This is a genomic window from Methylobacterium sp. Leaf118 (assembly GCF_920984675.1).
Taxonomy (GTDB): domain Bacteria; phylum Pseudomonadota; class Alphaproteobacteria; order Rhizobiales; family Beijerinckiaceae; genus Methylobacterium.
In genome coordinates this window covers 76,752-100,831 of sequence record NZ_CAKLBV010000004.1, presented here as the reverse complement: position 1 = coordinate 100,831, position 24,080 = coordinate 76,752, and the positions used below count along the sequence as shown (strand labels likewise).

Genomic DNA, 24,080 nt, shown 5'->3' with positions numbered 1-24,080 from the left:
GGTTCCGATCAAAGGTGTAGAAGCGCGCGATGCGGTGTCCGTTCTGCGGGGGTCCCGACACGCAGGTGAAGGATTCGCGACCGAGCGAAGATTCCGCCGCGATCCGCCGCCGCCGCGTCTGCCCGGATTGCGGGGGCCGGTTCACCACCTTCGAGCGGGTGCAACTGCGCGAGCTGACCGTGGTCAAGCGCTCGGGCAAGCGCGTGCCGTTCGACCGGGACAAGCTCCAGCGCTCCATCGACGTCGCCCTCCGCAAGCGCCCGGTCGATCCGGAGCGGATCGAGAGACTGGTCTCCGGCATCGTGCGCCGACTGGAGAGCGGCGGCGACGGCGAGGTTACGAGCGAGGGGATCGGCGAGGCCGTGATGGAGGGGCTCAAGGGTCTCGACGACGTGGCCTATGTCCGCTTCGCCTCCGTCTACAAGAACTTCCGCGAGGCGCAGGATTTTCAGGACCTGCTCGGTACCCTCGGCGGCCGCTTGGCCGACCAGACGCCGCCGGACGAACCTGTCGTGCGGGACGAGCCGGCCGATCCGCCGCGCCGCCGCGCCGCGCGCCCGCGGAGCTGAGGGACCGGCCGTGAGCGAGCGTGAACAGCAGGCCCTCGATCGCCGCGCCATGCGCCTCGCCCTGGCGCTGGGGCGGCGCAATCTCGGGCGGACATGGCCGAACCCGAGCGTCGGCGCCGTTGTCGTGGCCCGGGGGCGCATCGTCGGACAGGCGGCGACCGCTCCCGGCGGACGGCCCCATGCCGAGCCGCTCGCCCTCGCCATGGCCGGCGAGGCCGCCCGCGGCGCCACTCTCTATGTGACGCTGGAGCCCTGCTCGCATCACGGCCGCACGCCGCCTTGCACGGACGCCACCCTCGCCTCGGGCGTCCGACGGGTGGTCACGGCCATGGAAGATCCCGATCCCCGCGTCGCGGGCCGGGGGCACGCGCGGCTCGAAGCCGCCGGGCTCGCGGTCGAGACCGGGCTGCTGCGCGAGGAGGCCCTGCGGGACCATCGCGGCCACGTCACCCGCGTGACGCGGGGGCGCCCGAGCGTCCACCTCAAGCTTGCCCGCACCCGCGACGGCTTCGCCGCGCCCTCCACCGGCGAACGGCTGAAGATCACCGGCCCGGTCGCGGACGGGGCCGTGCATCTGTGGCGGGCGCATGCCGATGCGATCATGGTCGGGATCGGCACCGTACGGGCCGACGACCCGTCGCTGACAGTTCGCTTGCCGGGCATGACCGAGCGCTCACCCGTGCGGATCGTCCTCGATTCGACTCTTCGCCTCACGCCCTCGACCCATCTCGTGCGCGGCGCCCGCGACATTCCGACCCTCGTGGTCACGGGGCGTCACACCCCGACCCATGCCCGGCGGATGCTGAGCGCCTTCGGCGTCGAACTCCTCCCCGTCGCCACGGACGCGGATGGACGCATCGAGCTGGGGGCGGCGCTCGCCGCGCTCGCCGAGCGGGGACTGACCCGGATCTGCAGCGAGGGCGGGCCGGCGCTTGCGGACGCGCTGGCCGCGCACGATCTCGTCGATGCCTGCACGCTGATGACGGGCCCGGCCGATCTCGGTGGGGCGGGGGGGCTGCCCGCGGTGGGGCCCCACCTCGCCCGCCGTCTATCCGACGGCACCCTGCGCGTGACCGAGGAATCGGTGCTCGGCCCCGATACCGCGCTGACCTACGAAAGGGCCTGATATGTTCACCGGACTCGTCACCGATGTCGGCCGCGTCGTGGCGGTGGACGGCGATGCCCGCCTGCGCCGTATCGTGATCGAGAGCGCCTACGCGCCCGATGGCATCGCGCTCGGCGCCTCCATCGCCTGTTCCGGCCCCTGTCTCACCGCCGTCTCGGTCGAGTCCCACGGCGCCGGCTGTCGCTTCGCGGTCGACGCTGCCGCCGAGACCCTCGACCGCACCACGGTGGGCCTCTGGCGCGAGGGCACCCGGGTCAACCTGGAGCGTTCCCTGCGGCTCGGCGACGAGATGGGCGGCCATCTCGTCACCGGCCATGTCGACGGCATCGCGGAGATCGTGGCCCGCGAGACCGTGACCGGCGAGGACAACCCCTGGGGGGCGAGCGAGCGCTTCACCCTCCGGGCGCCGGCTGCCTTCGCCGCCTTCATCGCCGAGAAGGGCTCGGTCTGCCTCGACGGCACCTCGCTCACCGTGAACGCCGTGTCGGGCCGCGACTTCTCGGTCCTCCTGATCCCCCACAGCCTCTCGGTGACCACCTGGGAGGAGCGCCGGGCCGGCGACCGGGTGAATCTGGAGGTCGATCTCATCGCCCGCTACGCCGCGCGCCTGGCCGAGGCGCGCGGGCTCATGCCGGGATAAGGCGTCCCTCAAAGCGCGGCGGTCCCCCCATGTTCGCGCGGCGCCCTCCGTCTCGGTGAATCAGACCTTAACGGTTTCGGCGGAGTGTCAGGGCCGCACGACGCGATTCGGGGTGGCCGGCGGTGATGACGGGGATCAGGTTCGAGGCAAGGCGGGATGGGCTGCTCGCCGGCCTCGCCGCGCTCGCGGGTGCCGCGCTGCTGGGCTTCCTGCTGCTGCGGGCGGGCCTGCGCGATGCCGGGCTCAACTCCCACGGCGCGCTCGCCGACGCCTTCCTGCACGGTCGGCTCTGGGTCGAGACCTGTCCGGAGATCGATTGCGCGCTGTTCGAGGGCCGCACCTACGTCATCTTCCCGCCGGTGCCGGCGGTGATCGCGATGCCCTTCGTGGCCCTGTTCGGCTTCCCCGGCTTCAAGGGGTTCGTGTTCCTCGGCCTCGCCCTGTCGGGCCTGAGCCTCCTGGCGTGGCGCGCGATCTTCCGCGCGCTCGGCGTCGAGCGGACGGACGCCCTCTGGCTCCTGGCGGCGATCGCGTTTGCCAGCCCGCTCTTCCAGGTCACCCTGCGCTCCGACGGGGTTTGGTTCTACGCCCAGACCGTCGGCTTCCTGATGATCAGCGCGAGCCTCTGGGCCGCGATCTGCCGAGGCTCGCTGCCGCTCGCGGGCCTGTTCGTCGGCCTTGCCTTCCTGTGCCGCCAGATGGCGATCTTCTATCCGCTCGTCCTGCTGTTCCTGTGCCTTCCGCGAGACCGGCCGCTCGGCGCCGGGTTGCTCGGCCTCGTCCGGCCGGTGCTCCTCGCCGGGATCCCGATCGCGGCGGCGCTCGCGGTCTACTTTGCCTACAACGCGGCCCGCTTCGGCAACCCGCTCGAGACCGGCTACGCCTTCATCCACAACCCCGACCAGACCACCTTCATCTGGCGGCGCATCAGCGAGACCGGCCTGTTCTCGCGCGAGTACCTCTTGTTCAACACCCTCTACCTCTTCCTCCAGGGACTCCATTTCGAGTTCGGCGGCCCGCGCCTCACCACGCTGACCGGGTTCGACAAGGCCGGCACGGCCCTCCTCGTCGCGAGCCCCTGGGTGCTGCTCGCCGTCTACGCGCACCTCGACCGGGTTTCTGCGGCGGGCGCCGCGGTCATCGCGATCATCGCCGGGATCACGTTGTTCTATCACTCCAACGGCGCCGAGCAGATCGCCACCCAGCGCTACACCCTCGATTGGCTGCCGATCCTTTGGGTGCTGATGGCGCGGGGCAACCGGCCTCCCGCCTTCGCGGCCCTGCCCCTCCTCGTGACCTGGGGCATCCTGTCGAACCTCGCCGTCGTCGTGCTCCTGTCCGTCTACAAGGTCTGAGGCGCGGCCGCGCGGAAAGTCAGGAGGCGGTGGCCGAGATAGTTCGACACCGCCCCGACCGCGATCCCGAACCCGTGGCCGAGCGCCTCGGCGACGGCGCGCGGCAGCCCCAACGGCAGGGCGTCGAGCGCGGCGATGAGGCCCGCGCTGACGGCGAGCACCACGCCCGCCCCGACCGCGTTGACCGCGAGGAAGAGGGCGATCTGACCCGGCGCGGAGGCGCGGGGCGCGGCACGGAACACGAAGGTCCGATAGAGCCAGAACCCCACGGCCATCCCGATCCCGTAGGCCACGAGCAGGGCCGCCTCGAACGGCATGACCTGCGACAGCGCGATCCGGGCGAGCCAGTTGATCGCCGCCGCCCCTCCCCCTGCGATGAGGAAGCGAACGACCTCGCTCTGCATGACGGCGCTCGTCATAGGATCCATCCCGGCAGGCCGAAGGCCGCGATGCCGAAGGCGAGGCCCGCCACCGCGCCGAGGCCCAGGCTCGGACGATCCTTGACCGCGAAGGCGACCGGATCGTCATGCATCTCGCCGCGGCCGGCGAGCAGCCAGACCCGCCCCATGAACAGAACCAGGATCAGGGGGAAGCTCCACAGAGCCAGCGGTGCCGCCAGCACTGCGTGGCGGAACGCCTCGTTGGCGAGATACAGGATGAAGATGACGACGCTCGCGAGCCCCGCCGCGATGCCGAAGGCCATCACCACGGGCTCGTCCGCGCTCTGGTAGCCGCGCCCCGAAAGCCGGCCCGACTGTCCGCGCTTTGCCGCACCGCGCAGCTCGGTATGGCGCTTGGCGAAGGACAGCGAGGTGAACAGGAACATCGAGAAGGTCAGCAGCCACGGCGACCAAGCGACGGCCACGGCCGCCACGCCCACCGCGAGGCGCAGCGTGAACAGGCTGCCGAGGGTCAGCGCGTCGAGCATCGGCACCCGCTTGATCCAGGCGGAGTAGGTCAAAGTCAGCGCGAGATAGGCGAGGACGCCGACGAGCACGGCCGGCCCGGCCGCGGCGGCCACCGCGAGCCCGCCGAGGAGGCCGAGGCCGAGGGCGATCAGGCCGTGAACGAGCGGGAGGCGCCCACTCGCCAAGGGGCGCTCGCGCTTCGACCAATGGGCGCGGTCATGGGGCAGATCGAGCAGATCGTTGAGCAGATAGCTGCCCGAGGCAACGAGCCCGAGGGCCAGGAAAGCGGCCAGGGCCGCGCCCCAGGCTGCCGCCTCGCCGGCCCGGCCGCCGAGGACCAGCGGCACGAAGACGAGGCCGTTCTTGGCCCATTGATGAAGCCGCAGGCCCTTGAGAAGGGCGCGCAGCCGCGAGGCGGCGGGGAAGGATTCCGAGGGCTTGCCCAGGGCATTGGCGGCGCGGGCGACCCGGGCCGGCGCCTCGACGACGAGCACCCGCCGCGCCCGCGCCCAGACCGCCAGATCGCAGGCCGCGTTGCCCGCATAGTCGAACCCCTGCGGGAACAGGGCGGCAAGCTGCTCCGCCTTGGCCGCCCCCTTGAGGTTGCGCACGCCGTCGCTCGCGACGACGCGGTCGAACACGGCGAAGCGCTGCATCACCCGCAGGGCCATCAGGGCGTCGGCGGCGGTAGCGAGCACGATCGGGCGGCCGGTGGCCCGTTCGGCGTCGATCCGGCCGAGCAGCGCCGTGTTGGCGGGAAGCGTCGCGATGTCGAGTTCGGCCCGCTCGGCGACCTGTCGCTTGAAATAGGCCCGGCCCCGCGGCAGCCACAGCAGCATCGCGAAGACCATCAGCAGGTTGCGCCGCAGGATCGAGACGACGCCTTCGAGGAGCAGGTCGGTGCGCAGCAGCGTGCCGTCGAGATCGATCACCAGCGGAACGGTGTCGGCCGCGCCGCCCGTCCCGGCGGGAGTGAGCTCGGGCAGGTCCGCCCTTCGAAGGTTCGCGATGGCCATTCCGGATCCCCAGCCCAAGGACGCGATCGCCGCGCGATCGCCGTTCTTGTTCCTGGAGACAGGATTCCGGCCGCGCCGACTTCCGGCGGGTTAAGAACGACTGCGTCGCGCAGACGAAGTCAGACTTCGGTCGATCGTGATTAAAAATCTCGGGAACGATTCGACGGATCTTGTCGAGCGGCGATAACCTTACCGAAGGCCGCCTCGCCCTGCCCCGTCCGAAACGGCGCGCTCACCGCGAAACCGAGGCGTCCGATCACGCACACATCCGCGAAGGCGCGCATTGTGTAGCAACGATGTTCGGAAGGGATTTGATGGTGCTGCGAGAGAGGATTGAACTCTCGACCTCTTCATTACCAATGAAGTGCTCTACCACTGAGCTACCGCAGCGCGGGTCCGGAAGGCTGTGCCGCCGAACGCGAGGCGGCATTAGCGGATCGGATCGCGGTTGGCAACGCTTTCCCGGCGAAGGAGACGAGAAATGCGGCTGGTCGGCCCCTGAACCGGGGCTTCGGGGCGACGCGCCGCGGAGGCTGTGGCCGGCCGGCCGCACTCTCGTCCAAGTCGAGGGGTCTACAGCGCCCGCCCGGCCCGACCGTGGCGCAGGAGAAAAGACCTGATGATCGGACGCATTGCCTTCGCCCTCCTCCTTACCGGCGGCACGGCCTTGGCCGCCCCCGCCGCGGCACCCGGCGCCGACCGTGACGCCCTGCGTCAGCATTGCACCGGCGATTACCTGAGCTTCTGTGGCGACTTGCCGCCCGATGGGCCCGAGGTTCGGGCCTGCTTCAAGCAGAACAAGGCCAAGCTCTCGCCGGGCTGCCAAGCGGCGATCACCAGCTTCACCAAGGCTCAGAAGCGCGCCGACCTGCGCTGAGGGCTCCCGGTCGGCCCGGCGCATTCACGCGTGCTCGGCGGCCTCGGCGCGGGCCCAGCCCGCCTTGGTCGCCGCGACGAACTCCGCGAGCCGACCGTCGGCGATCGCGCCGCGCATCCCGGCCATCAGCGACTGGTAGTAGGCGAGGTTGTTCCAGGTCAGGAGCATCATGCCGAGGATCTCGTCCGAGCGGACGAGATGGTGGAGATAGGCCCGGGAATAGTCGCGCGCCGCCGGGCAATCGGAGGCCGCGTCGAGGGGGCGCACGTCCTCCCCGTGGCGGGCATTGCGCAGGTTGATCCGGCCGTGCCGCGTGTAGGCGAGGCCGTGGCGCCCGGCCCGGGTCGGCATCACGCAGTCGAACATGTCGATCCCGCGCATCACCGACTGCATCAGGTCGTCGGGCGTGCCGACGCCCATGAGGTAGCGCGGCTTGTGGGCGGGCAGGTGCGGCTCCACCGTCTCGATCATGGCGAGCATCACCGCCTGGGGCTCGCCGACCGCGAGCCCGCCGATGGCGTAGCCCTTGAGGTCGAGGTCGGTGAGTGCCCGGGCGCTCTCGACGCGCAGGGCCGGCACGTCGCCCCCCTGGACGATGCCGAACATCGCCTTGCCCGGCTGCGTGCCGAAGGCGACGCGGCAGCGTTCGGCCCAGCGCAGGCTGAGATGCATCGCCCGCTCGATGGTGGCGTGGTCGGCGGGCAGCCGCACGCATTCGTCGAGCTGCATCTGGATATCGGAGCCCAGGAGCCCCTGGATCTCGATGGAGCGCTCCGGGCTCATCCGGTGCGACGAGCCGTCGACATGCGAGCGGAAGGTGACGCCGTCCTCGTCGATCTTGCGCAAAGCCGAGAGCGACATGACCTGGAAGCCGCCGGAATCGGTCAGGATCGGGCCGTCCCAGCGCATGAAGCTGTGCAGGCCGCCCAGCCGCGCCATCCGCTCCGGGCCGGGCCGCAGCATCAGGTGATAGGTGTTGCCGAGCACGACGTCGGCCCCGAGATCGCGCACCTGAGCGGGATACATCGCCTTGACGGTCGCGGCCGTGCCGACCGGCATGAAGGCCGGCGTCCGGATCGTTCCACGCGGCATGGTGATCGCCCCGGTGCGGGCTTGGCCGTCGCGGGCATGGACCACGAAGCGGAAGTCGTCGGAGGCCGGGAAGGGCTCTGTCATGGTCTCGGATGCTGGGATCGGGGAACGGCTCACGGCTGATAGCCCGGAGCCTGGTCGATGACGAAGCGCATATAGGCGAGCGCCGCGTGCAGATGCGTCACCGGCACCCGCTCCGGGCCGCTGCGATGGATGGACAGCGCCTCGGCGAGCACCGGATGCCAGGACGGCGGATCGGTGCGGAGCCCGAAAGCGCCGGCCTCCCGCTTCGAGACGATCGTACCGGTCGCGAGCGTGCAGGCGATGCGGCTGACGCCGAGGACGCCCCAGGCGAGCGCGGCGGCGTTCGCATCGTCGCCCGGCGCCTTCGCATTGAGTGCCGTCTCGGCGTCCGCGATCCAGTCGCGCCAGTAGCCGTGTAGGTTGGTGAGCTGATGCGCCCGCAAGGTCGCGTCGTCGTCGGCGATGCCGAGTTCGGACGGTGGGATGCCGAGGACGGTGCGTCCGTTCCGGGCGAGACAGCGCCAGACCACGGGACTCGCCTCGCGGCAGGGCCGATCGGTACGGAGCCGACCGTCGACGCTGAAGGGCACCGCGGCCTCTCCCGGCGCCGGCTGCCTGAGCAGGCCGGCGGGAAGGTAGACGCCATCGAGAAGGGGCCCGCCGCCCGTCGTGAGCCGGGCATGAACCCGTGCGAGCCGTTCGACGGCCTCGGCCGAAGGGGCCGAATCGAGGAGGGCGACGAAATCGATGTCGCTCGCGCCGGGCCGATAGTCGCTGAGGGCGAGCGAGCCGACCAAGTAGAGGCCGCGAAGCGCCGGCGCCCCCTCCGTTTCGAGTCCGTCGCGAAAGGCGCGGAGCACGGCCTCGACCTCCGCCGGGAGCGGCGCGCCCCGGCTCATCCGGCCCGGTCCGGAAACAGCAGGCTGGCATCGCCGTAGGAGTAGAAGCGGTAGCCTTGCGCGATCGCGTGCGCGTAGGCCGCGCGCATGGTGTCGAGGCCGGAGAAGGCGCTGACCAGCATGAACAGGGTCGAGCGCGGCAGGTGGAAGTTCGTCACCAGCGCATCGACCGCACGGAAACGATAGCCCGGCGTGATGAAGATCTCGGTGGCGCCGGCGAAGGGGCGGATCGTGCCATCAGACCCGGCCGCACTCTCCAGCAGGCGCAACGCCGTGGTTCCGACCGCGACCACCCGGCCGCCGCGGGCGCGCACGCCGTTGAGGCGCTCGGCGGTGGCGACGTCGATCGTCCCGATCTCGGCATGCATGCGGTGCGCGTCGGTGTCGTCCGCCTTGACCGGCAGGAAGGTGCCCGCGCCGACATGCAGCGTCACGTGGGCCCGCCCGATCCCGGCGTTGTCGATGGCCGCGAGGAGGTTGTCCGAAAAATGGAGGCCCGCGGTGGGGGCCGCGACGGCGCCGGGCTCGCGGGCATAGATCGTCTGGTAGTCGGTCGCGTCCTGCGCGTCGGTGGCGCGCTTGCCCGCGATGTAGGGCGGCAGCGGCAGGGCTCCCAAGGCGGCGATCGCCTCGTCGAGGACGGGGCCGGCGAGGTCGAAGCGCAAGGTGATCTCGCCGCCCTCCCCCTTCGCCTCCACCGTGGCGTCGAGACCGGTCAGGGCGCAGGTCTCGCCCGCGCCCTCCCCCGCCGGCCCGAACCGGACGCGATCGCCGGGGGCGAGCCGCTTGGCGGGCCGGGCGAAGGCGCGCCAGCGGTCGGGGGCCTCGCGCAGGTGGAGCATGGCCTCGCAGCGCTGGCCGCTGCCGCCTGCGCGGTGACGGATGCCGGTGAGGCGGGCCGGGATCACCCGCGTGTCGTTGAAGACGAGCACGTCGCCGGGCGCAAGGCAGGCGGGCAGGTCGCGCACGCCGCGATCGGCGAGCGGCGCTCCGGGCCGCACCACGAGCAGGCGGCTCGCGTCGCGCGGGCTCACCGGGCGCAGCGCGATCCGCGCCTCGGGCAGATCGAAATCGAACAGGTCCACGCGCATCCGCGCGGCATAGCCACGGAGACGGCGCGGAGGCAAATGCGGGTTGATCCGCTCGGGGCCGAGGCGCATGCAGGAGACCGGCATCGCCGGACGCGCGAGGACGATCCATGTCCGACAGACTCCTCGTCGTCGGGGCCGGGCCGGTCGGCCTGACGCTCGCCTGCGAACTGGCGCGCTACGGGGTCGGCGTGCGCCTGATCGACCTCTGTCCGGAGCCGACGCGGACGTCGAAAGCGCTGGTGGTCTGGTCGCGCACCCTCGAACTCATGGACCGGATGGGCTGCACGGACGCCTTCCTGGCCGCGGGCCTGCGCGCCCGGGGCGCAACCCTGCGCAGCGACGGCCGCGTGCTCGGCGGCTCGCGCTTCTCGGAGATCGCCAGCGCCTACGCCTTCGCCTTGATGATCCCCCAATCCGAAACCGAGCGGCTTCTGACGGAGCATTTGGCGGGGTTCGGCGTCGCGATCGAGCGGTCGGTGGCGCTCACGGGCTTCGCGCAGGGGCCCGATGCGGTGGAGGCGTGGCTGCACCATCCGGACGGGCGCGAGGAGCGCGTCGCCACCCCCTTCCTGATCGGCTGCGACGGCGCCCACTCCAGTGTGCGCCACGGCCTCGGCCTCACCTTCGAGGGACAGGCGCAGGGCGATGCGTGGCTGCTTGCCGATGTCCGCCTCGACGGCCCGGGTGCGCCGGCGCCGGACGAGATCGCGGTCTACCTCCATCGGGACGGGCCGTTCGTGATCTTCCCGATTCCCGGCGGGCGAGCCCGCATCGTCGCGACGGTGGGCCGGATCGATCCGGCTCATCCCCGGCCCGAGCCGACGCTCGAGGACGTGCGGGCCGTGGTCGCGGCCCGGGCCGGGGCCGGCATCCGGGTCGCCGACCCGGTCTGGCTCGCCCATTTCCGCATCCACGAGCGCAAGGTCGCGCAGTACCGGACGGATCGGGTGTTCGTGGCGGGCGACGCGGCCCACATCCACAGTCCCGCCGGCGGACAGGGCATGAACACCGGCATGCAGGACGCGGTGAACCTCGCCTGGAAGCTCGCGCTGGTGATGCGGGGCGAGGCCGCGCCCGACCTGCTCGACAGCTACGGCCCGGAGCGCGAGGCGGTCGGCGTGATGGTTCTGCGCAATGCCACCCGCCTCACCGAGGTCGCGACCCTGGCCAACCCGGCCGCCCAGGCTGCCCGCAACCTCGCCCTGCGGGTGCTGCTCGGCTTCCATGCGGTGCGCGATCGCATGGCCGCGACGATGAGCGAGATCGAGAACGGCTATCCGGACGGCCCGCTCTCCGAAGGGCCGGGCTCGGGCCTGCGCTGGCCGCCGGAGCACGATGCCGGGCCGCCCCCCGGCGCGGGTGCGGCGCCGCGCTTCGTGCTCTACGCGGCGGACGAGAACCGGGGCGACGCCCTCGCCGGCCACTTCCCGACCCTCCTCGCCCCCAAGTCCCGCCCCTCCCCGGACGGCCGGCTGCATCTGGTGCGGCCCGACGGCTATGTCGGGCTCACCGCGGGCGCACAGGACTGGAACACGGCCGAACGCTACCTCGCCCGTCTCGCGCCCGGATGACCCGATGCAGCCGGCCTGCTTCTCGCGCGTTGAGCCACCGCTCCGACCACGAGGACCGACGCCCGCGATGAGATGGTACGCCCTGCAGCCGCGCGATCCCGCCGATCCGCGCTGGCCCCTGCCCCAGAGCCCGCAGATCCGCCTGAAGGCCGAGGACCCGGACGATGCGCGGCGGCGATTCCACGAAGCCTATCCGAGCGAGCCCTTCGGCACGCCGGGCCAGCCGCTCCCGAACCGGGGGGCGGGCTCGTTCCGGGACGATCCGGACGGGCTCGTCGTCGCGGAGACCGAGGCGCCGCCCGCGCCCCAGGAGTGAGGCCCGCCCGATGACGATTCCCCACGAGACCCTCGACGCGCAGCTCCTGCGCTACTGGGAACGGGAGGCCGCCCGCTTCGAGGGGCTGGCCGAACGCACGCGCTTCGGCTGGCTCGCCCGCGGCTACGCCCGGCGCGGGCGCCGCGCCCGGGAGATGGCCGAGCGCTGCCGCGCCAAGGAGATCGCCCGTGGACGCCTCGCCCCCTCGGAGACCAGCGTGGCGGCGTCGGCGCGATAGCCCAAGCTAAACCCTTTGCCGTGGCCTTCGGGGGTGGTGCGGCCTATGGGCGGGGCGTCGCGTCCCACCCCAGAAGCCGTCATGACCCGAACCGAGAACGCCGCGCTCGCCAGCGCCGCCGTGGGCGTCGTCGTGATGGCGCTCAAGTTCGTCGCCTACTGGCTCACCGGCAGCCTCGCGCTCTATTCGGACGCGCTGGAGAGCATCATCAACGTGGTGGCGGCGGCCTGCGCCTTCCTGGCCGTGCGGGTCGCCGCCCGCCCGGCCGACGACGACCACCCTTACGGCCATCACAAGGCCGAGTATTTCTCGGCGGTGATCGAGGGGGCGCTCGTCATTGTCGCCGCTCTGCTGATCCTGCGCGAGGCCTATCTCGGCATCCTCAATCCGCAGCCCCTTGATGCCCCCGCTCTGGGGCTCGCCGTGAACGGCGTCGCCTCCGCGATCAACGCGGGCTGGGCCTTCGTGCTGCTGCGCCGGGGCCGGGCGCTGCGCTCGCCCGCGCTCATCGCGGATGCCCGGCACATCTTCGCCGACGTCGTCACCTCGTGCGGCGTGCTGCTCGGCGTCGGGCTGGTCCTGGCCACCGGCACGCTGGTGCTCGATCCGGTGGTGGCCGGGCTCGTGGCCCTGCACATCCTGTGGTCGGGCTGGAGCATGGTGCGCGATTCCGTCAGCGGCCTGATGGACAAGGCGGCCTCGCCCGAGATGATCACCCGCATCCGCGCCCTGATCTCGACCCATGGCGAAGGAGCGCTCGAGGCGCACGACGTGCGCACCCGCCATGCCGGCAGCGCCACCTTCATCGACTTCCACCTCGTGGTGCCGGGGGAGATGTCGGTGGCGACCTCCCACGCGATCTGCGACCGGCTGGAGACCGTCATCGAACGCGAGATCGAGGGCGCCGTGGTGGTGATCCACGTCGAACCCGGGGACGAGGCGAAGCAGCGCGGGGTGCCGGTGATCTGAGGCACCCCACCGCCCCGGGGCTTGACGCGGCGGGCGCAGTTTTCCAGCACGGTGCCATGAGCCAGCGCGTCTTCGTCACCACCACGCCGAGCCATCGCAACGCGACCGACCTGTTCGCCGACCGCTGGGCTTGCGACCTCAGCGAGCTGGCGCCGGGTCTTCCGGGCGGGGGGCTGCCGGGCTTCCACCTCGATCCGCGCCCGCGGCAGGCGGCCGAGCATCTCGGCGTGAACGGGCGCCTCGAGGGCTACGACGTGCTCGAACTCGGGCCGCTGGAGGGCGCCCATACCTGCCAGCTCGAACGCCTCGGGGCGAAGAGCGTCACGGCGGTCGAGTCGAACTCGGAGGCCTTCGTCAAGTCGCTCATCGTCAAGAACATCGCCGGGCTCACCCGCTCGACCTTCCTGCTCGGCGATGTGAGCCGCCATCTCGAAGCGCCGGGGCCGCGCTACGACATGATCTTCTGCTGCGGCATCCTCTACCACATGCTCGACCCGGTGGAGCTGATCCGGCTCGCCGCCGCCCGTACCGACCGGCTCTTCATCTGGACCCACTATTACCGCGCGCAGCCCCGCCTGCGCGGCTACACCCCCCGGCCGGTCGACCACGAGGGGATGCGTCTCACCCTGCACGAGGTGACCTATTACGACCGGAAGATCGCGACCTTCTGGGGCGGCAACCGGAGCAAGACGCGCTGGATGGAACTGCCCGACCTGATGCGGGTGCTCGCCCATTACGGCCTGTCCGAGACCACGGTGATCGCCGACGATCCGGACTTCGCGAACGGGCCGTCCGTCACCCTCGTGGCCCGGCGGCCCGGGGCGGTGCCGCCGACCTGAGATCGCCCCGAGAGCGGGCCTCCGGCGCCCGGGAACACCGGGGATGCGGCGCACAGACCCGGCGCCGCAACCAGCCGATCGGATCGAGGACGCGGCGCTTGACCCGTCCGGCACCCCCTCCCTACACATCCCGCACGACCTGCGTCGGTCCGGCGGCGTTGAACGGAAGATCGCGAAGAACCATGACCGAGCGCGTCGATCCCAAGAAGCTCATCAAGGGCGGGCTGCACGACTGGGAGGTCGTGATCGGCATGGAGATCCACGCCCAGGTCACCAGCCGCTCCAAGCTGTTCTCCGGCGCCTCCACGGAGTTCGGGGCCGAGCCGAACGACCACGTCTCGCTGGTCGATGCGGCGATGCCCGGCATGCTGCCCGTCATCAACGAGGAATGCGTGGCCCAGGCGGTGCGCACCGGCCTCGGGCTGAAGGCGAAGATCAACCTTCGCTCGGTGTTCGACCGCAAGAACTACTTTTATCCGGACCTGCCGCAGGGCTACCAGATCTCGCAGTACAAGGACCCGATCGTCGGCGAGGGCGAGGTGCTGGTCGATCTGCCCGATGGCGGCGCGATCACCGTCGGCATCGAGCGGCTGCATCTCGAACAGGATGCCGGCAAGTCGCTGCACGATCAGGACCCGACCAAGAGCTTCGTCGATCTCAACCGCTCGGGCGTCGCCCTGATGGAGATCGTCTCGCGCCCCGACCTGCGCTCGTCGGAGGAGGCCAAGGCCTACGTGACGAAGCTGCGCACGATCCTGCGCTACCTCGGCACCTGCGACGGCGACATGGAGAAGGGCTCCCTGCGCGCCGACGTGAACGTCTCCGTGCGCCGCCCCGGGGACGGCCTCGGAACCCGCTGCGAGATCAAGAACGTCAACTCGATCCGCTTCATCGGGCAGGCGATCGAGACCGAGGCGCGGCGCCAGATCGCGATCCTGGAGGATGGCGGCCGGATCGATCAGGAGACCCGCCTGTTCGATCCGGGCAAGGGCGAGACCCGCTCGATGCGCTCGAAGGAAGAGGCGCACGATTACCGCTACTTCCCCGATCCCGACCTGCTGCCGCTCGAATTCGACCAGGCCTTCGTCGACGGCCTCGCCTCGGGCCTGCCGGAGCTGCCGGACGCCAAGAAGGCCCGCTTCATCAGGGATTTCGGCCTCTCTTCCTACGATGCCGGCGTGCTCGTGGCCGAGCGCGCCTCGGCGGATTACTTCGAGGCGGTGGCGCGGGGCCGCGACGGCAAGGCCGCGGCGAACTGGGTCATCAACGAGCTGTTCGGGCGCCTCAACAAGGAGGGGCTCGGCATCGACGCCACGCCGATCTCCGCCGAGCAGCTCGGTCAGATCGTCGATCTCATCGGTGAGGGCGTGATCTCGGGCAAGATCGCCAAGGACCTGTTCGAGATCGTCTGGTCCGAGGGGGGGGACCCGCGCGTGATCGTCGAGACCCGCGGCATGAAGCAGGTCACCGATACCGGCGCCATCGAAGCGGCGATCGACGACATCATCGCCAAGAATCCCGACAAGGTCGCGCAGGCCAAGGCGAAGCCGACGCTGCTCGGCTGGTTCGTCGGCCAAACCATGAAGGCGACCGGCGGCAAGGCCAACCCGGCCGCGGTCAACGCCCTGCTGAAGGACAAGCTCGGGATCGAGTAGTCGTGCCAATCGCCGTGCCCGACCACGTTGGGTCGGGTTCGCGCCTCTCCGTTTTGGTTCTGATGCGCCGTCTTGCAACGAACCGGCATCCGCTTCGCCGGAAAGCGCTCTACCGAAAATCCGTCGGGGCGAGCCCGTAGCGGGCGATCTTGTCGTAGAGGGTCTTGCGGGGCACGCCGAGGGACTCGGCCGCCTGCCGCACGTCGCCGCCGGCCATGATCAGCTCCTCGCGGATCAGACCGCGCTCGAACCGCTCGACCTGCTCGGAGAGGGTCTGCGCCGTCTGCGCCTCCGCGGCCCCGGTCGGGGCGAGGCCCTGGCCGGGCAGGCCCAGGGCGCAGCGTTCGGCGAAATGGTCGAGTTCGCGCACGTTGCCGGGCCAGGTATGGCGGGTGAGGTGATCGCGCATGGCTGCGGTCACCGGCGGCGGCGTGCGGCCGAACCGGGTGGCAGCCCGCACGAGGAAGTGCTGGAACAGCAGCAGGATGTCCTCCCGGCGCTCCCGCAGCGGCGGGATCGCCACGGTGACGACGTTGAGCCGGTGATAGAGGTCGTCGCGAAACGTGCCCGCGGCGGCCTCCTGCCCGAGATCGACCTTGGTGGCCGAGACCACCCGCATGTCGACCGGCCTGCGCTCGTTGGTGCCGAGCGGCTCCACCACCCGCTCCTGGAGCACGCGCAGCAGCTTCACCTGGAGCCCGAGCGGCATGCTCTCGATCTCGTCGAGGAACAGGGTTCCGCCCTGGGCGTGCTCGATCCGCCCGACCCGCCGCTTCAGGGCGCCGGTGAAGGCGCCAGCCTCGTGCCCGAACAGCTCGCTCTCGACCACGCTGTCGGGCAGGGCGCCGCAATTCATCGCGACGAAGTTTTTCGCCGCGCGCCGGCTCCAGCGGTGCAGCGCGCTTGCCACCACCTCCTTGCCCGAGCCGGTCTCACCGAGCACCAGGACGTCGACATCGGCCGAGGCGACGTCGCGCACGAGGCGGCGCAGGCGCACGATCTCCGGCGAAATGCCGAGGAAGGCCGGGTCCTCCTCGATCGCCGCGTCGAGACGCGCGCGGAGGCGGCGGTTCTCCAGGACGAGGCGGCGGTGCTCGAGGGCGCGGCGCACGGAGGCCATCAGCGCCTCGGCCGGATAGGGCTTGGCGAGGAAGTCGTAGGCGCCCCCGCGCATGGCCGCCACCGCCATGGAGATGTCGCCGTGGCCGGTGATGAGGATCACCGGCAGGTCGGGATCGGCGGCGCGGACCCGATCGAACAAGGCGCGTCCGTCGATCCCGGGCAGGCGCACGTCGGTGACGAGGACGCCCGGCGGCTCCGCCCGGATCGCGGCGAGCGCGGCCTCGGCGTTGTCGAAGGTCTCGACCGCGAAGCCGTCGAGTTCCAGGCTCTGGCGGTTGGCGCGCCGCACGTCCGCCTCGTCGTCGACGAAGACGATGCGCTCCGAGGGGGACTCGCTGCTCATGACGCCTCCAGGGGAAGGGTTGCGGGGGTGGTCGCCGGAGCCGGCTCGCGCGCGCGCAAAAGCTCCATCCTGAAGGCGGTGCCCTCGGACCCCGAGGTCACCGTCAGGGTGCCGCCGCATTCCTCGACGATGCCGCGGGAAATGGCGAGCCCCAGGCCGAGCCCCTCGGGCTTGGTGGTGAAGAAGGCGTCGAACACCTGGGCGCGCACCGCTTCCGGGATGCCGGGGCCGTTATCCGCCACGCAGACCGTCACCCGGTCCGCTCCCGCCTCGACGGTCAGCGCGACGCGGGCCCCCGCCTGGCCCGCGACTGCGTCGAGGGCGTTCTGCAGCAGGTTGACGACGACCTGCTCCAGGCGCGGGCCGTCGCCGAGCACGGCGAGCGCGGGATCGAGCTCCGGCACGTCGAGGCACGGGCCCGCTTCACCAACGCGGAATGCCACCACTTCCAGGCTGCCCCGGACGATCTCGGCGAGCCGCACCGGCTCGCGCCGGCCCGAGGCGCGCCGGGCGAAGCCCTTCAGCTGCCGGGTGAGGCCGCCGATCCGCTCCGTCAGCCGGCCGATGGCGGAGACGTTCTCGGCCGCGTCCTCGACCCGGCCACGGCGGACCAGGATCGCGGTGTTGTCGGCGTAGGAGCGGATCGCGGCGAGCGGCTGGTTGATCTCGTGGGCCATGCTGGCCGCGAACTGGCCGAGCGCCGCAAGGCGGCCGGCCTGGGCCAGTTCGCGCCCGAGCCGCTCGCGCTCGGCCTCCGAGCGGCGCCGCTCCTCCATTTCGGCCACGAGCTGGCGGTTGGCGTCGCTGAGCGCCTGGGTGCGCTCGGCCACCCGCCGCTCCAGCTCCTCCCGCCGCGCGCTGTCCTCGGCGAGGCGCAGCCGCATCCGCCGCCTCCGGCCGAGCCAAGCCGCGAGGGCGGCCCAGGCGAGGCCGGTGGCGAGCAGCGCGATCGTGCGCCCCTGGACCTGCTCGCGCTCCACCGCGGCCGCGATCGGCGTCACGGTATGCAGGCGCCAGGACGTGCCCGGAATGAGCGTGTCGAGCATCAGGGCCGGCCACGCCGGGCGCGGACCGCCGCCGACGCGCACCAGATCGGGCGCGGCGCCGCTCGGAAAGATCGGCACGGAGCCGAGCGGCGCCTGCCCGAACTCGAGCGCCGCGCGGACGGCCTGCCGCTCGCCCTCGTCGATGCCCCGCAGGGTCGAGAAGCGCCAGCCGGGCTCGCTCGCGACCAGCACGATGCCGCGGGGATCGGCCACGAACACGGTCTCGCCGGCCGCCCGCCACGCTGCTTCCATGGCGTCGAACTCGATCTTGACGACGACGACGCCGGCGGCGGCGGGCAGGCGCCGGGCGAGATAGAAGCCCGGCCGCCCGCTCACGGTGCCGAGGGCGAATTGCGAGCCCGCCCCCGCCTCCATCGCCTGCTGGAAGTAGGGGCGGAACGCGTAGGAATTCCCGATGAAGCTGCGCGGGTCGCCGGCATTGCTGGCCGCCACCGTCACGCCGTCCGCCCGGATCACGTAGATCACCGCCGAGCCGGTCGCCCGGGCGATCTCCGCGAGCCGTCCGTTGACGCCCTCGACGAGGCCGGGCACCGGCGCGGGCCGGACCACGCGGGCGATCTCCGGATCGGTGGCGAGGGCCAGCGGAAGCGAGGATTGCCGCTGCATCTCCGCGCTCAGGGCCGTCACCTGGAGCCCCAGGGTGGAGAGCGCGCTGCGCCGCAGGTCGGTCAGCGCGAGGCGTTCCGCGAGGCTTCCCCCGAGCCAGACCGCCAGCGCCATCGCGGTCAGGCCGGCGAGGATCAGGAAGCCCTGACGGCTCGGCATGCGCGGCCCGGCGTCGAGCCCGGTCACGGGGCCGGCCTCGTTCCGGATTTCCGGAACCATTCTCGAGCCCCCGTGCGGAAACCCGCAAGGGTCCGCGGACCGGACCCGGCAAAGTGCAAGAAAATGATACTCATTTCAGGGAGTTAGCAAAAAGTTACGAGCCCCGTCGGTGTGGCACGCCGGTTGCCATTCATTTTGCGAAACGCAGTCATGCCTAAACCGCAGAGCTGTGTGCCGGAAGGCCAAAAGCAAGACCGGACGGTGCCGGGGAGCCCAAAGGGCCCGGCGGCCCGATCCGACCGACGAAGACACGAACGACAGGGAGAGCCCCCATGGCTGCCATACCGTCCCCGCTGACCGCGCCGCACGCGCCACCCGCGCCGAAGCCCTTCTACCGCACGCTCTATTTCCAAGTGCTGCTCGCGGTGGCCATCGGCATCACGCTCGGCCATTTCTATCCGAAGCTCGGCGCCGACATGAAGCCGCTCGGCGACGCCTTCATCCGGCTCGTCAAAATGATCATCGCGCCGGTGATCTTCCTCACCGTGGTCTCCGGCATCGCCGGCATGACCAATCTCGAGAAGGTCGGTCGGGTCGGCGGCAAGGCGCTGATCTATTTCATCACCTTCTCGACGCTGGCGCTCATCGTCGGCCTGATCGTCGCCAACGTGCTCCAGCCCGGCCACGGCCTGCACATCGATCCGAACTCCCTCGATCCGAAGTCGGTCGCGACCTACGCCGGCAAGGCGAAGGAGCAGAGCATCGGCGACTTCCTGATGAATATCATCCCGACGACCGCCGTCGGCGCCTTCGCGGGCGGTGAGATCCTCCAGGTTCTGTTCTTCTCGGTGCTGTTCGGCTTCGGCCTCGCCTTCCTCGGCGAGAAGGGCAAGCCGGTCCTCGACATCATCAAGGTGCTGTCGGAAGCCATCTTCGGCGTCGTCAACATCATCATGAAGGTCGCCCCCATCGGTGCCTTCGGCGCGATGGCCTTCACGATCGGCAAGTACGGCATCTCCTCGCTCGCCAACCTCGCCTACCTCGTCGGCGCGTTCTACCTGACCTCGGCGATCTTCGTGCTCGGCGTGCTCGGCGCCGTCGCCCGCTACAACGGCTTCTCGATCATCAAGCTCATCCGCTACATCAAGGAAGAGCTGCTGCTCGTGCTCGGCACCTCCTCCTCCGAGTCGGCCCTGCCTTCGCTCATCGAGAAGATGGAAAAGGCCGGCTGCTCGCGCCCCGTCGTCGGCCTCGTCGTCCCGACCGGCTACTCGTTCAACCTCGACGGCACCAACATCTACATGACGATGGCCGCGCTCTTCATCGCCCAGGCCACCGACACGCCGATCACCTTCGGCGAGCAGATCCTGCTGCTCCTCGTCGCCATGCTCTCCTCGAAGGGCGCGGCGGGCGTGACCGGCTCGGGCTTCATCACCCTGGCCGCGACGCTGGCGGTGGTTCCCTCCGTGCCCGTCGTCGGCATGGCGCTGATCCTCGGCATCGACCGCTTCATGTCGGAGTGCCGCGCCCTCACCAACTTCATCGGCAACGCGGTGGCCTGCATCGTGGTCGCCCGCTGGGAAGGTGAGGTCGACGAGGACCAGCTCCGCGCCGCCCTCAACGGCGAGACCGTCGAGACGGTCGTGGCGGCGCCCGCCGTCCCGGTCCTCCAGGCCGCCGAGTAGATTCGAGCTCCGGGCGGAGCGCTACCCTCCCTCCCCTCCGTTCCGCCCGTGAAGGGAAACCGCGGCAGCCGTCACCGGCCGCCGCGGTTTCCTGGTTTATGGCACCCCCGTCCGCGCCTATCCTGCCCGTCGATCCGGACGAGACGCGAGGAACCCATGCTGAGCGGACGCTGCCATTGCGGAGCGATCACCTACGCGATGTCCGAGGAGGTGATGCACTGCGCCCTGTGCCACTGCTCCGATTGCCGGCGCCATGCGGGCGCGCCGATGGTCGGCTGGGCGATGGTGCGGGCCGAGCAGGTGACGATCGAGGGGGAGCCCACGGTCTATCACTCGTCCGAGCACGGGCGGCGGCACTTCTGCGGACGCTGCGGCACCGGCCTGTTCTACGTCAACGAACAGACGCTGCCGGGGCTGATCGACGTGCAGACCGGCACGCTCGACACGCCCGAGGCGCTTCCGGCGCAAGTGCATATCCAAGTCGCCGAGCGGATCGCCTGGATGGAGGACGCCCACCAGCTGCCGGCCTTCGCGCGCTATCCGGCCGGCTGACGCTCAGACGGCCGCGAGCCGCCGGCGCACACGCGCCACGAAGCGCTGCCGGGCCCCCTGCCCGGCGGTGTCCATTCCGGTGAGGGCGATCCAGTCGAGGCGGCAGCGCGGCGCGCAGAGCACGCACATGCCGCGCTTGAACAGGCGCCGATCCGGCCAGCCGACGAGCCAGAGCAGCCATCGGGGCGAGCCGTAGGTTGTCACCACCGTGATCCGGCGGATGGACACGAGGCGCGGCTGGAGGGCGCGCAGGCCACCGAGGCTGAAGGCGACGCCCGGCCGCCAGACCCGATCGAACCAGCCCTTAAGCATCGCCGGCGGTCCGAACCACCAAGTCGGGTAGACGAAGACCAGCCCCTCCGCCCGCTGCAGGGCGGCGACATGCCCGGCGAGGTCGGGCGGGATCGCCGCCTCCTCGAAATAGGTGCCCCGCTCCTCGCACCCGAGCCGCGGGTCGAAGCCCTCGGCGTAGAGATCGATGACCTCGACCGTGTGGCCCGCGCCCACGAGGGCCGCCTCCGCCACCGCGGCAAGCGTTGCGGAGAAGCTGTCGGGCCGGGGATGGCAACGGACCAGAAGGACGCGCATGGGCCGAAGACCCTACCGTCCCTGCGGGGCCGCTCGCACCGCCTCCAGCAGCCCGGCCTCGGCATAGCCGTCCGGCACGCGGCCGCTTCCCGCCTGGAAGGCACGGATCGCCGCCCGGGTTTTGGGGCCGATCTTGCCGTCGGCACCCCCGACCGGATGGCCCAGTGCCTCGAGCCGGGTCTGAAGGTCGGTGCGCTCCTCGGTCGTCAGCATCCGGTCGCCGCGCGGCCAGTCCCGGGTGAAGGGGGGCCTGCCCGCCAGCCGGTCCGAGAGATGGGCGACGGTCAGCGCGTAGGAGAGCGCCGTGTTGTAGCGCAGGATCACCTTGAAGTTCGGCTCCAGGAGGAAGGCGGGGCCTCGGGCGCCCGTGGGCACGACGAGGGTCGCCCGCCGATCGGCCCCGTCCGGGAAACTCCCGGGGCCGGCCGGCGCCAGGCCGAGCGCCTGCCACTCCGCGAACGTCCGTTCGGTGGTCTCGTCGGCGAGGCGGTAATCGAAGCCCGCGGGCACCGTAACCTCCAGCCCCCAGCTCTCGCCCCGGCGCCATCCGGAATTCTTCAGGAAGTTTGCCGTCGAGGCCAGCGCGTCGGGCACCGAGCGCCAGATGTCGCGCCGTCCGTCACCATCGAAATCGACGGCGTGTTTGAGAAAGGCGGTCGGCATGAACTGGGTGTGGCCCATGGCGCCGGCCCAGGAGCCGGTCATGCGCTCCCGGTCGGCGTCGCCCTGGGCCAGGATCGTCAGGGCGCCGGTCAGCTCGTCTCGCCAGAGGGTGGCGCGGCCGGGGTCGCCGCAGGCCAAAGTCGCGAGCGAGGGAATCACCGGGCGGACGATGGCGGGATTGTCCAGCACCGTGCCGTAGCCCGATTCCACGCCCCAGAAGGCGACGAGCACGTGCCGGTCGACGCCGTACGCCGCCTCGATGCGGCCCAGCACCTCCGCCCATTCCGCGAGCTTGGCCTGTCCGGCCGCGATCGTCTCCGGCGTGATGTTGGCGTCGAGATAGTCCCAGATCGGCTTGACGAACTCGGCCTGCGTCTTGGTCGCGGACAGCACCGCCGGGTCCGGCGTCAGGCCGGCCAGCGCGCCCTCCGCCACCGGCGCGGGCACGCCGCGCTCCCGGGCGAGCGCCGCCAAGGTGCCCAGGCAGGCCTCGAAGCCGGGGGGCGTCGGGGCCGGTTCCTGCGCATGGGCCGCGCCGGCCGAGAGAAGCGCCAGCGCCGGGGCGAGCCGGCGGAGGAGGAGGTGCATGAACGATCCCATCGGGCTCCCGCGACCTGTCGCGGGCGGGCGCATCCTAGCACCGCTGCGCCCCTCGTGACCGCGGAAAGACCCGGTGGGGCCGGGCGCGCCGTCGGGCAGCCCGCGGCCGCCCCCCGGACCGCGATGGATCAGTGGCCGAAGGCGCTGGCCCGGGAGAACGCGGCCGCGAAGCCCGAGAGCGGCACGGTGATGACCGTCGGATCCTGGGTGTCCGGCTTGGCGGCGGTGATCGTCAGATTCTGCCCGGTCTTCATCGCGTCCGTTGCCAGCGTCGGCAGCGAGATCGGCACGAGACACCCGTCGCCGATGCAGGTCGAGTAGGGCGCGCCCTTGCCCAGTGCCCGGTCGTCGAGCTTGAACGAGACGCCGGGCTCGATCTGCAGGCCGAACGGCATCAGGATCAGCCCTTCCGCGCGTCCGTCCTTCGGCGCCCGAAGCTCCACGCTGAACAGGCGCTTGCCGGTCTTGCGGTCCCCCTGGGACTGGATGACCACGCAATCGGTGCGGCTCTCCTCACGATTGCAGTTCATGGTCCAGTCGCCATAGCTCTCGCTCACCGAGCGGGCCCCGGCCGGCCAGGTCGCCGGACCGGCGGGCGCTGCCGGCTCCAGCACGGGCCCGGTGGTGACGGGAGAGCCGGCATTCTCTTTCGCGGGCTCCTTGGCTTCCTCGGCCGGCTTGGGCTTCGGCGGCGGCCGGCGGGGCTTGGGCTTGGGCTTGGGCGCTTCCTCGGGGGCCGCCTCCGGGCTCGCGTCCGGCGCGGTATCCTGGGCGAAGGCCGGCAGGGCGGCGATCACGAGCCCGGCCAGGAGAAGCGCCGCGAACGACGGGGTCCGGCGAAGGGGGGGCAACATGAAAAGGCTCCTGCAGATGGGTCTGCGCCGCCTAGCCTCGCCGTGCGGTTGATGCAATCTCCTCGGGACGATTACGGCGAAGCCTAGAATCGTTCCATGATTTCCGGCACATACCTCCCGGGTTCGGTTGGGACCATCAGGAACGCGGAGACGGTGGCGGCATGAGCGTCATCCTGGACCACGCCCCGCAGGACGCGCGCGGACGGTTGCATCCCCTGTCGCAGTATCGCGGCAAGGTTCTGCTCATCGTCAACACGGCCTCGAAATGCGGATTTACGCCACAATATCAGGGTCTTGAGACCCTCTGGCGCCGCTATCGCAGCCGCGGTTTCGTCGTGCTCGGGCTGCCGTGCAACCAGTTCGGCGCCCAGGAACCGGGCGATGCCGACGCGATCGAGCGGTTCTGCTCGCTCACCTACGACGTGACGTTTCCGGTCCTGGCCAAGGTGGAGGTCAATGGCGCGGGGGCCGATCCCCTCTTCGTCGATCTCAAGCGGGCGAAGCCCGGCCTGTTCGGCACGCAGCGCATCAAGTGGAACTTCACCAAGTTCCTGATCGGCCGCGATGGGCGCGTGATCGGCCGTTTCGCGCCCTCGAAGAAGCCGGCGGCGCTGGAAGGGGCGATCGAACGGGCCCTCGACGAGGCCGTCTGACGG

General features: G+C 71.1%; 24 protein-coding genes and 1 tRNA gene. 14 read left to right on the top strand and 11 right to left on the bottom strand.

Features of this window, described 5'->3' with window-relative positions; all coding sequences use genetic code 11:
- The first annotated feature begins 29 nt into the window (after window positions 1-29).
- The 4 genes from nrdR to LW587_RS03230 all read left to right on the top strand — a co-directional run bounded on the left by nrdR (window position 30) and on the right by LW587_RS03230 (window position 3,690).
- On the top strand, window positions 30-569 hold the full coding sequence (nrdR, locus tag LW587_RS03245) for a transcriptional regulator NrdR (protein ID WP_232628163.1): 540 nt from the start codon (window positions 30-32) through the stop codon (window positions 567-569).
- Window positions 570-618: 49 nt separating this feature from the next.
- Window positions 619-1,695, top strand: a complete 1,077-nt coding sequence (ribD, locus tag LW587_RS03240; RefSeq protein ID WP_232628211.1) for a bifunctional diaminohydroxyphosphoribosylaminopyrimidine deaminase/5-amino-6-(5-phosphoribosylamino)uracil reductase RibD — start codon at window positions 619-621, stop codon at window positions 1,693-1,695.
- Window position 1,696: 1 nt separating this feature from the next.
- Window positions 1,697-2,335, top strand: coding sequence for a riboflavin synthase (locus LW587_RS03235; protein ID WP_232628162.1), 639 nt, complete (start codon window positions 1,697-1,699; stop codon window positions 2,333-2,335).
- A gap of 125 nt (window positions 2,336-2,460) precedes the next feature.
- Window positions 2,461-3,690 (top strand): hypothetical protein, encoded by a 1,230-nt coding sequence (locus LW587_RS03230; protein ID WP_232628161.1) that lies wholly within the window; start codon window positions 2,461-2,463, stop codon window positions 3,688-3,690.
- Here LW587_RS03230 and LW587_RS03225 read toward each other — a convergent pair.
- From LW587_RS03225 to LW587_RS03215, 3 genes are all read right to left on the bottom strand, one after another.
- Entirely contained in the window at window positions 3,678-4,109 is a 432-nt protein-coding gene (locus tag LW587_RS03225; RefSeq protein ID WP_232628160.1) for a GtrA family protein, read from the bottom strand. The genes LW587_RS03230 and LW587_RS03225 overlap by 13 nt on opposite strands.
- The gene (locus tag LW587_RS03220; RefSeq protein WP_232628159.1) at window positions 4,106-5,614 is read right to left on the bottom strand and encodes a UbiA family prenyltransferase; all 1,509 of its coding nucleotides are present in this window, start codon (window positions 5,612-5,614) and stop codon (window positions 4,106-4,108) included. Before LW587_RS03220 ends, LW587_RS03225 begins: the two co-directional genes overlap by 4 nt.
- 315 nt (window positions 5,615-5,929) lie before the next feature.
- A tRNA-Thr gene (locus tag LW587_RS03215) sits at window positions 5,930-6,004 on the bottom strand.
- A gap of 229 nt (window positions 6,005-6,233) precedes the next feature.
- Between LW587_RS03215 and LW587_RS03210 the strand changes: the two genes are divergently transcribed.
- Entirely contained in the window at window positions 6,234-6,491 is a 258-nt protein-coding gene (locus LW587_RS03210) for a hypothetical protein (RefSeq protein WP_232628158.1), read from the top strand.
- A 24-nt stretch (window positions 6,492-6,515) separates the two neighbouring features.
- Here LW587_RS03210 and tgt read toward each other — a convergent pair whose 3' ends face one another.
- The 3 genes from tgt to queA are packed head-to-tail and all read right to left on the bottom strand — an operon-like array spanning window position 6,516 to window position 9,597.
- On the bottom strand, window positions 6,516-7,667 hold the full coding sequence (gene tgt, locus LW587_RS03205) for a tRNA guanosine(34) transglycosylase Tgt (RefSeq protein WP_232628157.1): 1,152 nt from the start codon (window positions 7,665-7,667) through the stop codon (window positions 6,516-6,518).
- Between the two features lie 29 nt (window positions 7,668-7,696).
- Window positions 7,697-8,506 (bottom strand): aminoglycoside adenylyltransferase domain-containing protein, encoded by an 810-nt coding sequence (locus LW587_RS03200; protein ID WP_232628156.1) that lies wholly within the window; start codon window positions 8,504-8,506, stop codon window positions 7,697-7,699.
- Window positions 8,503-9,597, bottom strand: coding sequence for a tRNA preQ1(34) S-adenosylmethionine ribosyltransferase-isomerase QueA (gene queA, locus LW587_RS03195; protein WP_232628155.1), 1,095 nt, complete (start codon window positions 9,595-9,597; stop codon window positions 8,503-8,505). Before queA ends, LW587_RS03200 begins: the two co-directional genes overlap by 4 nt.
- 107 nt (window positions 9,598-9,704) lie before the next feature.
- On the opposite strand from queA, the gene LW587_RS03190 reads away from it, so the two are divergent.
- The 6 genes from LW587_RS03190 to gatB all read left to right on the top strand — a co-directional run bounded on the left by LW587_RS03190 (window position 9,705) and on the right by gatB (window position 15,185).
- Entirely contained in the window at window positions 9,705-11,168 is a 1,464-nt protein-coding gene (locus LW587_RS03190) for an FAD-dependent monooxygenase (RefSeq protein ID WP_232628154.1), read from the top strand.
- A gap of 67 nt (window positions 11,169-11,235) precedes the next feature.
- Window positions 11,236-11,484, top strand: coding sequence for a hypothetical protein (locus LW587_RS03185; protein ID WP_232628153.1), 249 nt, complete (start codon window positions 11,236-11,238; stop codon window positions 11,482-11,484).
- 10 nt (window positions 11,485-11,494) lie between these two features.
- Window positions 11,495-11,722, top strand: coding sequence for a hypothetical protein (locus LW587_RS03180; RefSeq protein WP_232628152.1), 228 nt, complete (start codon window positions 11,495-11,497; stop codon window positions 11,720-11,722).
- Between the two features lie 81 nt (window positions 11,723-11,803).
- A complete protein-coding gene (locus tag LW587_RS03175; protein ID WP_232628151.1) occupies window positions 11,804-12,691 on the top strand; it encodes a cation diffusion facilitator family transporter in 888 nt (295 codons plus the stop codon).
- Between the two features lie 56 nt (window positions 12,692-12,747).
- Entirely contained in the window at window positions 12,748-13,530 is a 783-nt protein-coding gene (locus LW587_RS03170) for a class I SAM-dependent methyltransferase (RefSeq protein WP_232628150.1), read from the top strand.
- A gap of 182 nt (window positions 13,531-13,712) precedes the next feature.
- Window positions 13,713-15,185: an Asp-tRNA(Asn)/Glu-tRNA(Gln) amidotransferase subunit GatB gene (gene gatB, locus LW587_RS03165; protein WP_232628149.1), complete on the top strand. Its 1,473-nt coding sequence runs from the start codon at window positions 13,713-13,715 to the stop codon at window positions 15,183-15,185.
- 109 nt (window positions 15,186-15,294) lie between these two features.
- Here gatB and LW587_RS03160 read toward each other — a convergent pair whose 3' ends face one another.
- Both LW587_RS03160 and LW587_RS03155 read right to left on the bottom strand, forming a co-directional pair.
- Window positions 15,295-16,650: a sigma-54-dependent transcriptional regulator gene (locus tag LW587_RS03160; RefSeq protein ID WP_232628148.1), complete on the bottom strand. Its 1,356-nt coding sequence runs from the start codon at window positions 16,648-16,650 to the stop codon at window positions 15,295-15,297.
- Entirely contained in the window at window positions 16,647-18,482 is a 1,836-nt protein-coding gene (locus LW587_RS03155) for a sensor histidine kinase (RefSeq protein WP_232628210.1), read from the bottom strand. Before LW587_RS03155 ends, LW587_RS03160 begins: the two co-directional genes overlap by 4 nt.
- Before the next feature lie 332 nt (window positions 18,483-18,814).
- Between LW587_RS03155 and LW587_RS03150 the strand changes: the two genes are divergently transcribed.
- Together LW587_RS03150 and LW587_RS03145 are read left to right on the top strand one after the other, a co-directional pair.
- Complete coding sequence (locus tag LW587_RS03150) at window positions 18,815-20,167, top strand: dicarboxylate/amino acid:cation symporter (protein ID WP_232628147.1); 1,353 nt, start codon at window positions 18,815-18,817, stop codon at window positions 20,165-20,167.
- Between the two features lie 156 nt (window positions 20,168-20,323).
- Window positions 20,324-20,719 (top strand): GFA family protein, encoded by a 396-nt coding sequence (locus LW587_RS03145; RefSeq protein ID WP_232628146.1) that lies wholly within the window; start codon window positions 20,324-20,326, stop codon window positions 20,717-20,719.
- 3 nt (window positions 20,720-20,722) lie between these two features.
- Here the strand turns inward: LW587_RS03145 and LW587_RS03140 are convergent, their stop codons facing one another.
- The 3 genes from LW587_RS03140 to LW587_RS03130 form a co-directional block, all read right to left on the bottom strand.
- Window positions 20,723-21,307, bottom strand: a complete 585-nt coding sequence (locus tag LW587_RS03140) for an NAD(P)H-dependent oxidoreductase (RefSeq protein WP_232628145.1) — start codon at window positions 21,305-21,307, stop codon at window positions 20,723-20,725.
- 12 nt (window positions 21,308-21,319) lie between these two features.
- Window positions 21,320-22,558, bottom strand: a complete 1,239-nt coding sequence (locus tag LW587_RS03135; protein WP_232628144.1) for a lytic murein transglycosylase — start codon at window positions 22,556-22,558, stop codon at window positions 21,320-21,322.
- A 140-nt stretch (window positions 22,559-22,698) separates the two neighbouring features.
- Window positions 22,699-23,421: an invasion associated locus B family protein gene (locus tag LW587_RS03130; protein ID WP_232628209.1), complete on the bottom strand. Its 723-nt coding sequence runs from the start codon at window positions 23,419-23,421 to the stop codon at window positions 22,699-22,701.
- Between the two features lie 164 nt (window positions 23,422-23,585).
- Between LW587_RS03130 and LW587_RS03125 the strand changes: the two genes are divergently transcribed.
- Entirely contained in the window at window positions 23,586-24,077 is a 492-nt protein-coding gene (locus LW587_RS03125; RefSeq protein WP_232628143.1) for a glutathione peroxidase, read from the top strand.
- Window positions 24,078-24,080 lie beyond the last annotated feature (3 nt).

Excerpts from the sequence above, each read along its gene's own strand:
- nrdR (WP_232628163.1), top strand. The coding sequence starts at position 30 with ATGCGGTGTCCGTTCTGCGGGGGTCCCGACACGCAGGTGAAGGATTCG.
- ribD (WP_232628211.1), top strand. The coding sequence starts at position 619 with ATGCGCCTCGCCCTGGCGCTGGGGCGGCGCAATCTCGGGCGGACATGG.
- LW587_RS03235 (WP_232628162.1), top strand. The coding sequence starts at position 1,697 with ATGTTCACCGGACTCGTCACCGATGTCGGCCGCGTCGTGGCGGTGGAC.
- LW587_RS03230 (WP_232628161.1), top strand. The coding sequence starts at position 2,461 with ATGACGGGGATCAGGTTCGAGGCAAGGCGGGATGGGCTGCTCGCCGGC.
- LW587_RS03225 (WP_232628160.1), bottom strand. The coding sequence starts at position 4,109 with ATGACGAGCGCCGTCATGCAGAGCGAGGTCGTTCGCTTCCTCATCGCA.
- LW587_RS03220 (WP_232628159.1), bottom strand. The coding sequence starts at position 5,614 with ATGGCCATCGCGAACCTTCGAAGGGCGGACCTGCCCGAGCTCACTCCC.
- LW587_RS03210 (WP_232628158.1), top strand. The coding sequence starts at position 6,234 with ATGATCGGACGCATTGCCTTCGCCCTCCTCCTTACCGGCGGCACGGCC.
- tgt (WP_232628157.1), bottom strand. The coding sequence starts at position 7,667 with ATGACAGAGCCCTTCCCGGCCTCCGACGACTTCCGCTTCGTGGTCCAT.
- LW587_RS03200 (WP_232628156.1), bottom strand. The coding sequence starts at position 8,506 with ATGAGCCGGGGCGCGCCGCTCCCGGCGGAGGTCGAGGCCGTGCTCCGC.
- queA (WP_232628155.1), bottom strand. The coding sequence starts at position 9,597 with ATGCGCGTGGACCTGTTCGATTTCGATCTGCCCGAGGCGCGGATCGCG.
- LW587_RS03190 (WP_232628154.1), top strand. The coding sequence starts at position 9,705 with ATGTCCGACAGACTCCTCGTCGTCGGGGCCGGGCCGGTCGGCCTGACG.
- LW587_RS03185 (WP_232628153.1), top strand. The coding sequence starts at position 11,236 with ATGAGATGGTACGCCCTGCAGCCGCGCGATCCCGCCGATCCGCGCTGG.
- LW587_RS03180 (WP_232628152.1), top strand. The coding sequence starts at position 11,495 with ATGACGATTCCCCACGAGACCCTCGACGCGCAGCTCCTGCGCTACTGG.
- LW587_RS03175 (WP_232628151.1), top strand. The coding sequence starts at position 11,804 with ATGACCCGAACCGAGAACGCCGCGCTCGCCAGCGCCGCCGTGGGCGTC.
- LW587_RS03170 (WP_232628150.1), top strand. The coding sequence starts at position 12,748 with ATGAGCCAGCGCGTCTTCGTCACCACCACGCCGAGCCATCGCAACGCG.
- gatB (WP_232628149.1), top strand. The coding sequence starts at position 13,713 with ATGACCGAGCGCGTCGATCCCAAGAAGCTCATCAAGGGCGGGCTGCAC.
- LW587_RS03160 (WP_232628148.1), bottom strand. The coding sequence starts at position 16,650 with ATGAGCAGCGAGTCCCCCTCGGAGCGCATCGTCTTCGTCGACGACGAG.
- LW587_RS03155 (WP_232628210.1), bottom strand. The coding sequence starts at position 18,482 with ATGCCGAGCCGTCAGGGCTTCCTGATCCTCGCCGGCCTGACCGCGATG.
- LW587_RS03150 (WP_232628147.1), top strand. The coding sequence starts at position 18,815 with ATGGCTGCCATACCGTCCCCGCTGACCGCGCCGCACGCGCCACCCGCG.
- LW587_RS03145 (WP_232628146.1), top strand. The coding sequence starts at position 20,324 with ATGCTGAGCGGACGCTGCCATTGCGGAGCGATCACCTACGCGATGTCC.
- LW587_RS03140 (WP_232628145.1), bottom strand. The coding sequence starts at position 21,307 with ATGCGCGTCCTTCTGGTCCGTTGCCATCCCCGGCCCGACAGCTTCTCC.
- LW587_RS03135 (WP_232628144.1), bottom strand. The coding sequence starts at position 22,558 with ATGCACCTCCTCCTCCGCCGGCTCGCCCCGGCGCTGGCGCTTCTCTCG.
- LW587_RS03125 (WP_232628143.1), top strand. The coding sequence starts at position 23,586 with ATGAGCGTCATCCTGGACCACGCCCCGCAGGACGCGCGCGGACGGTTG.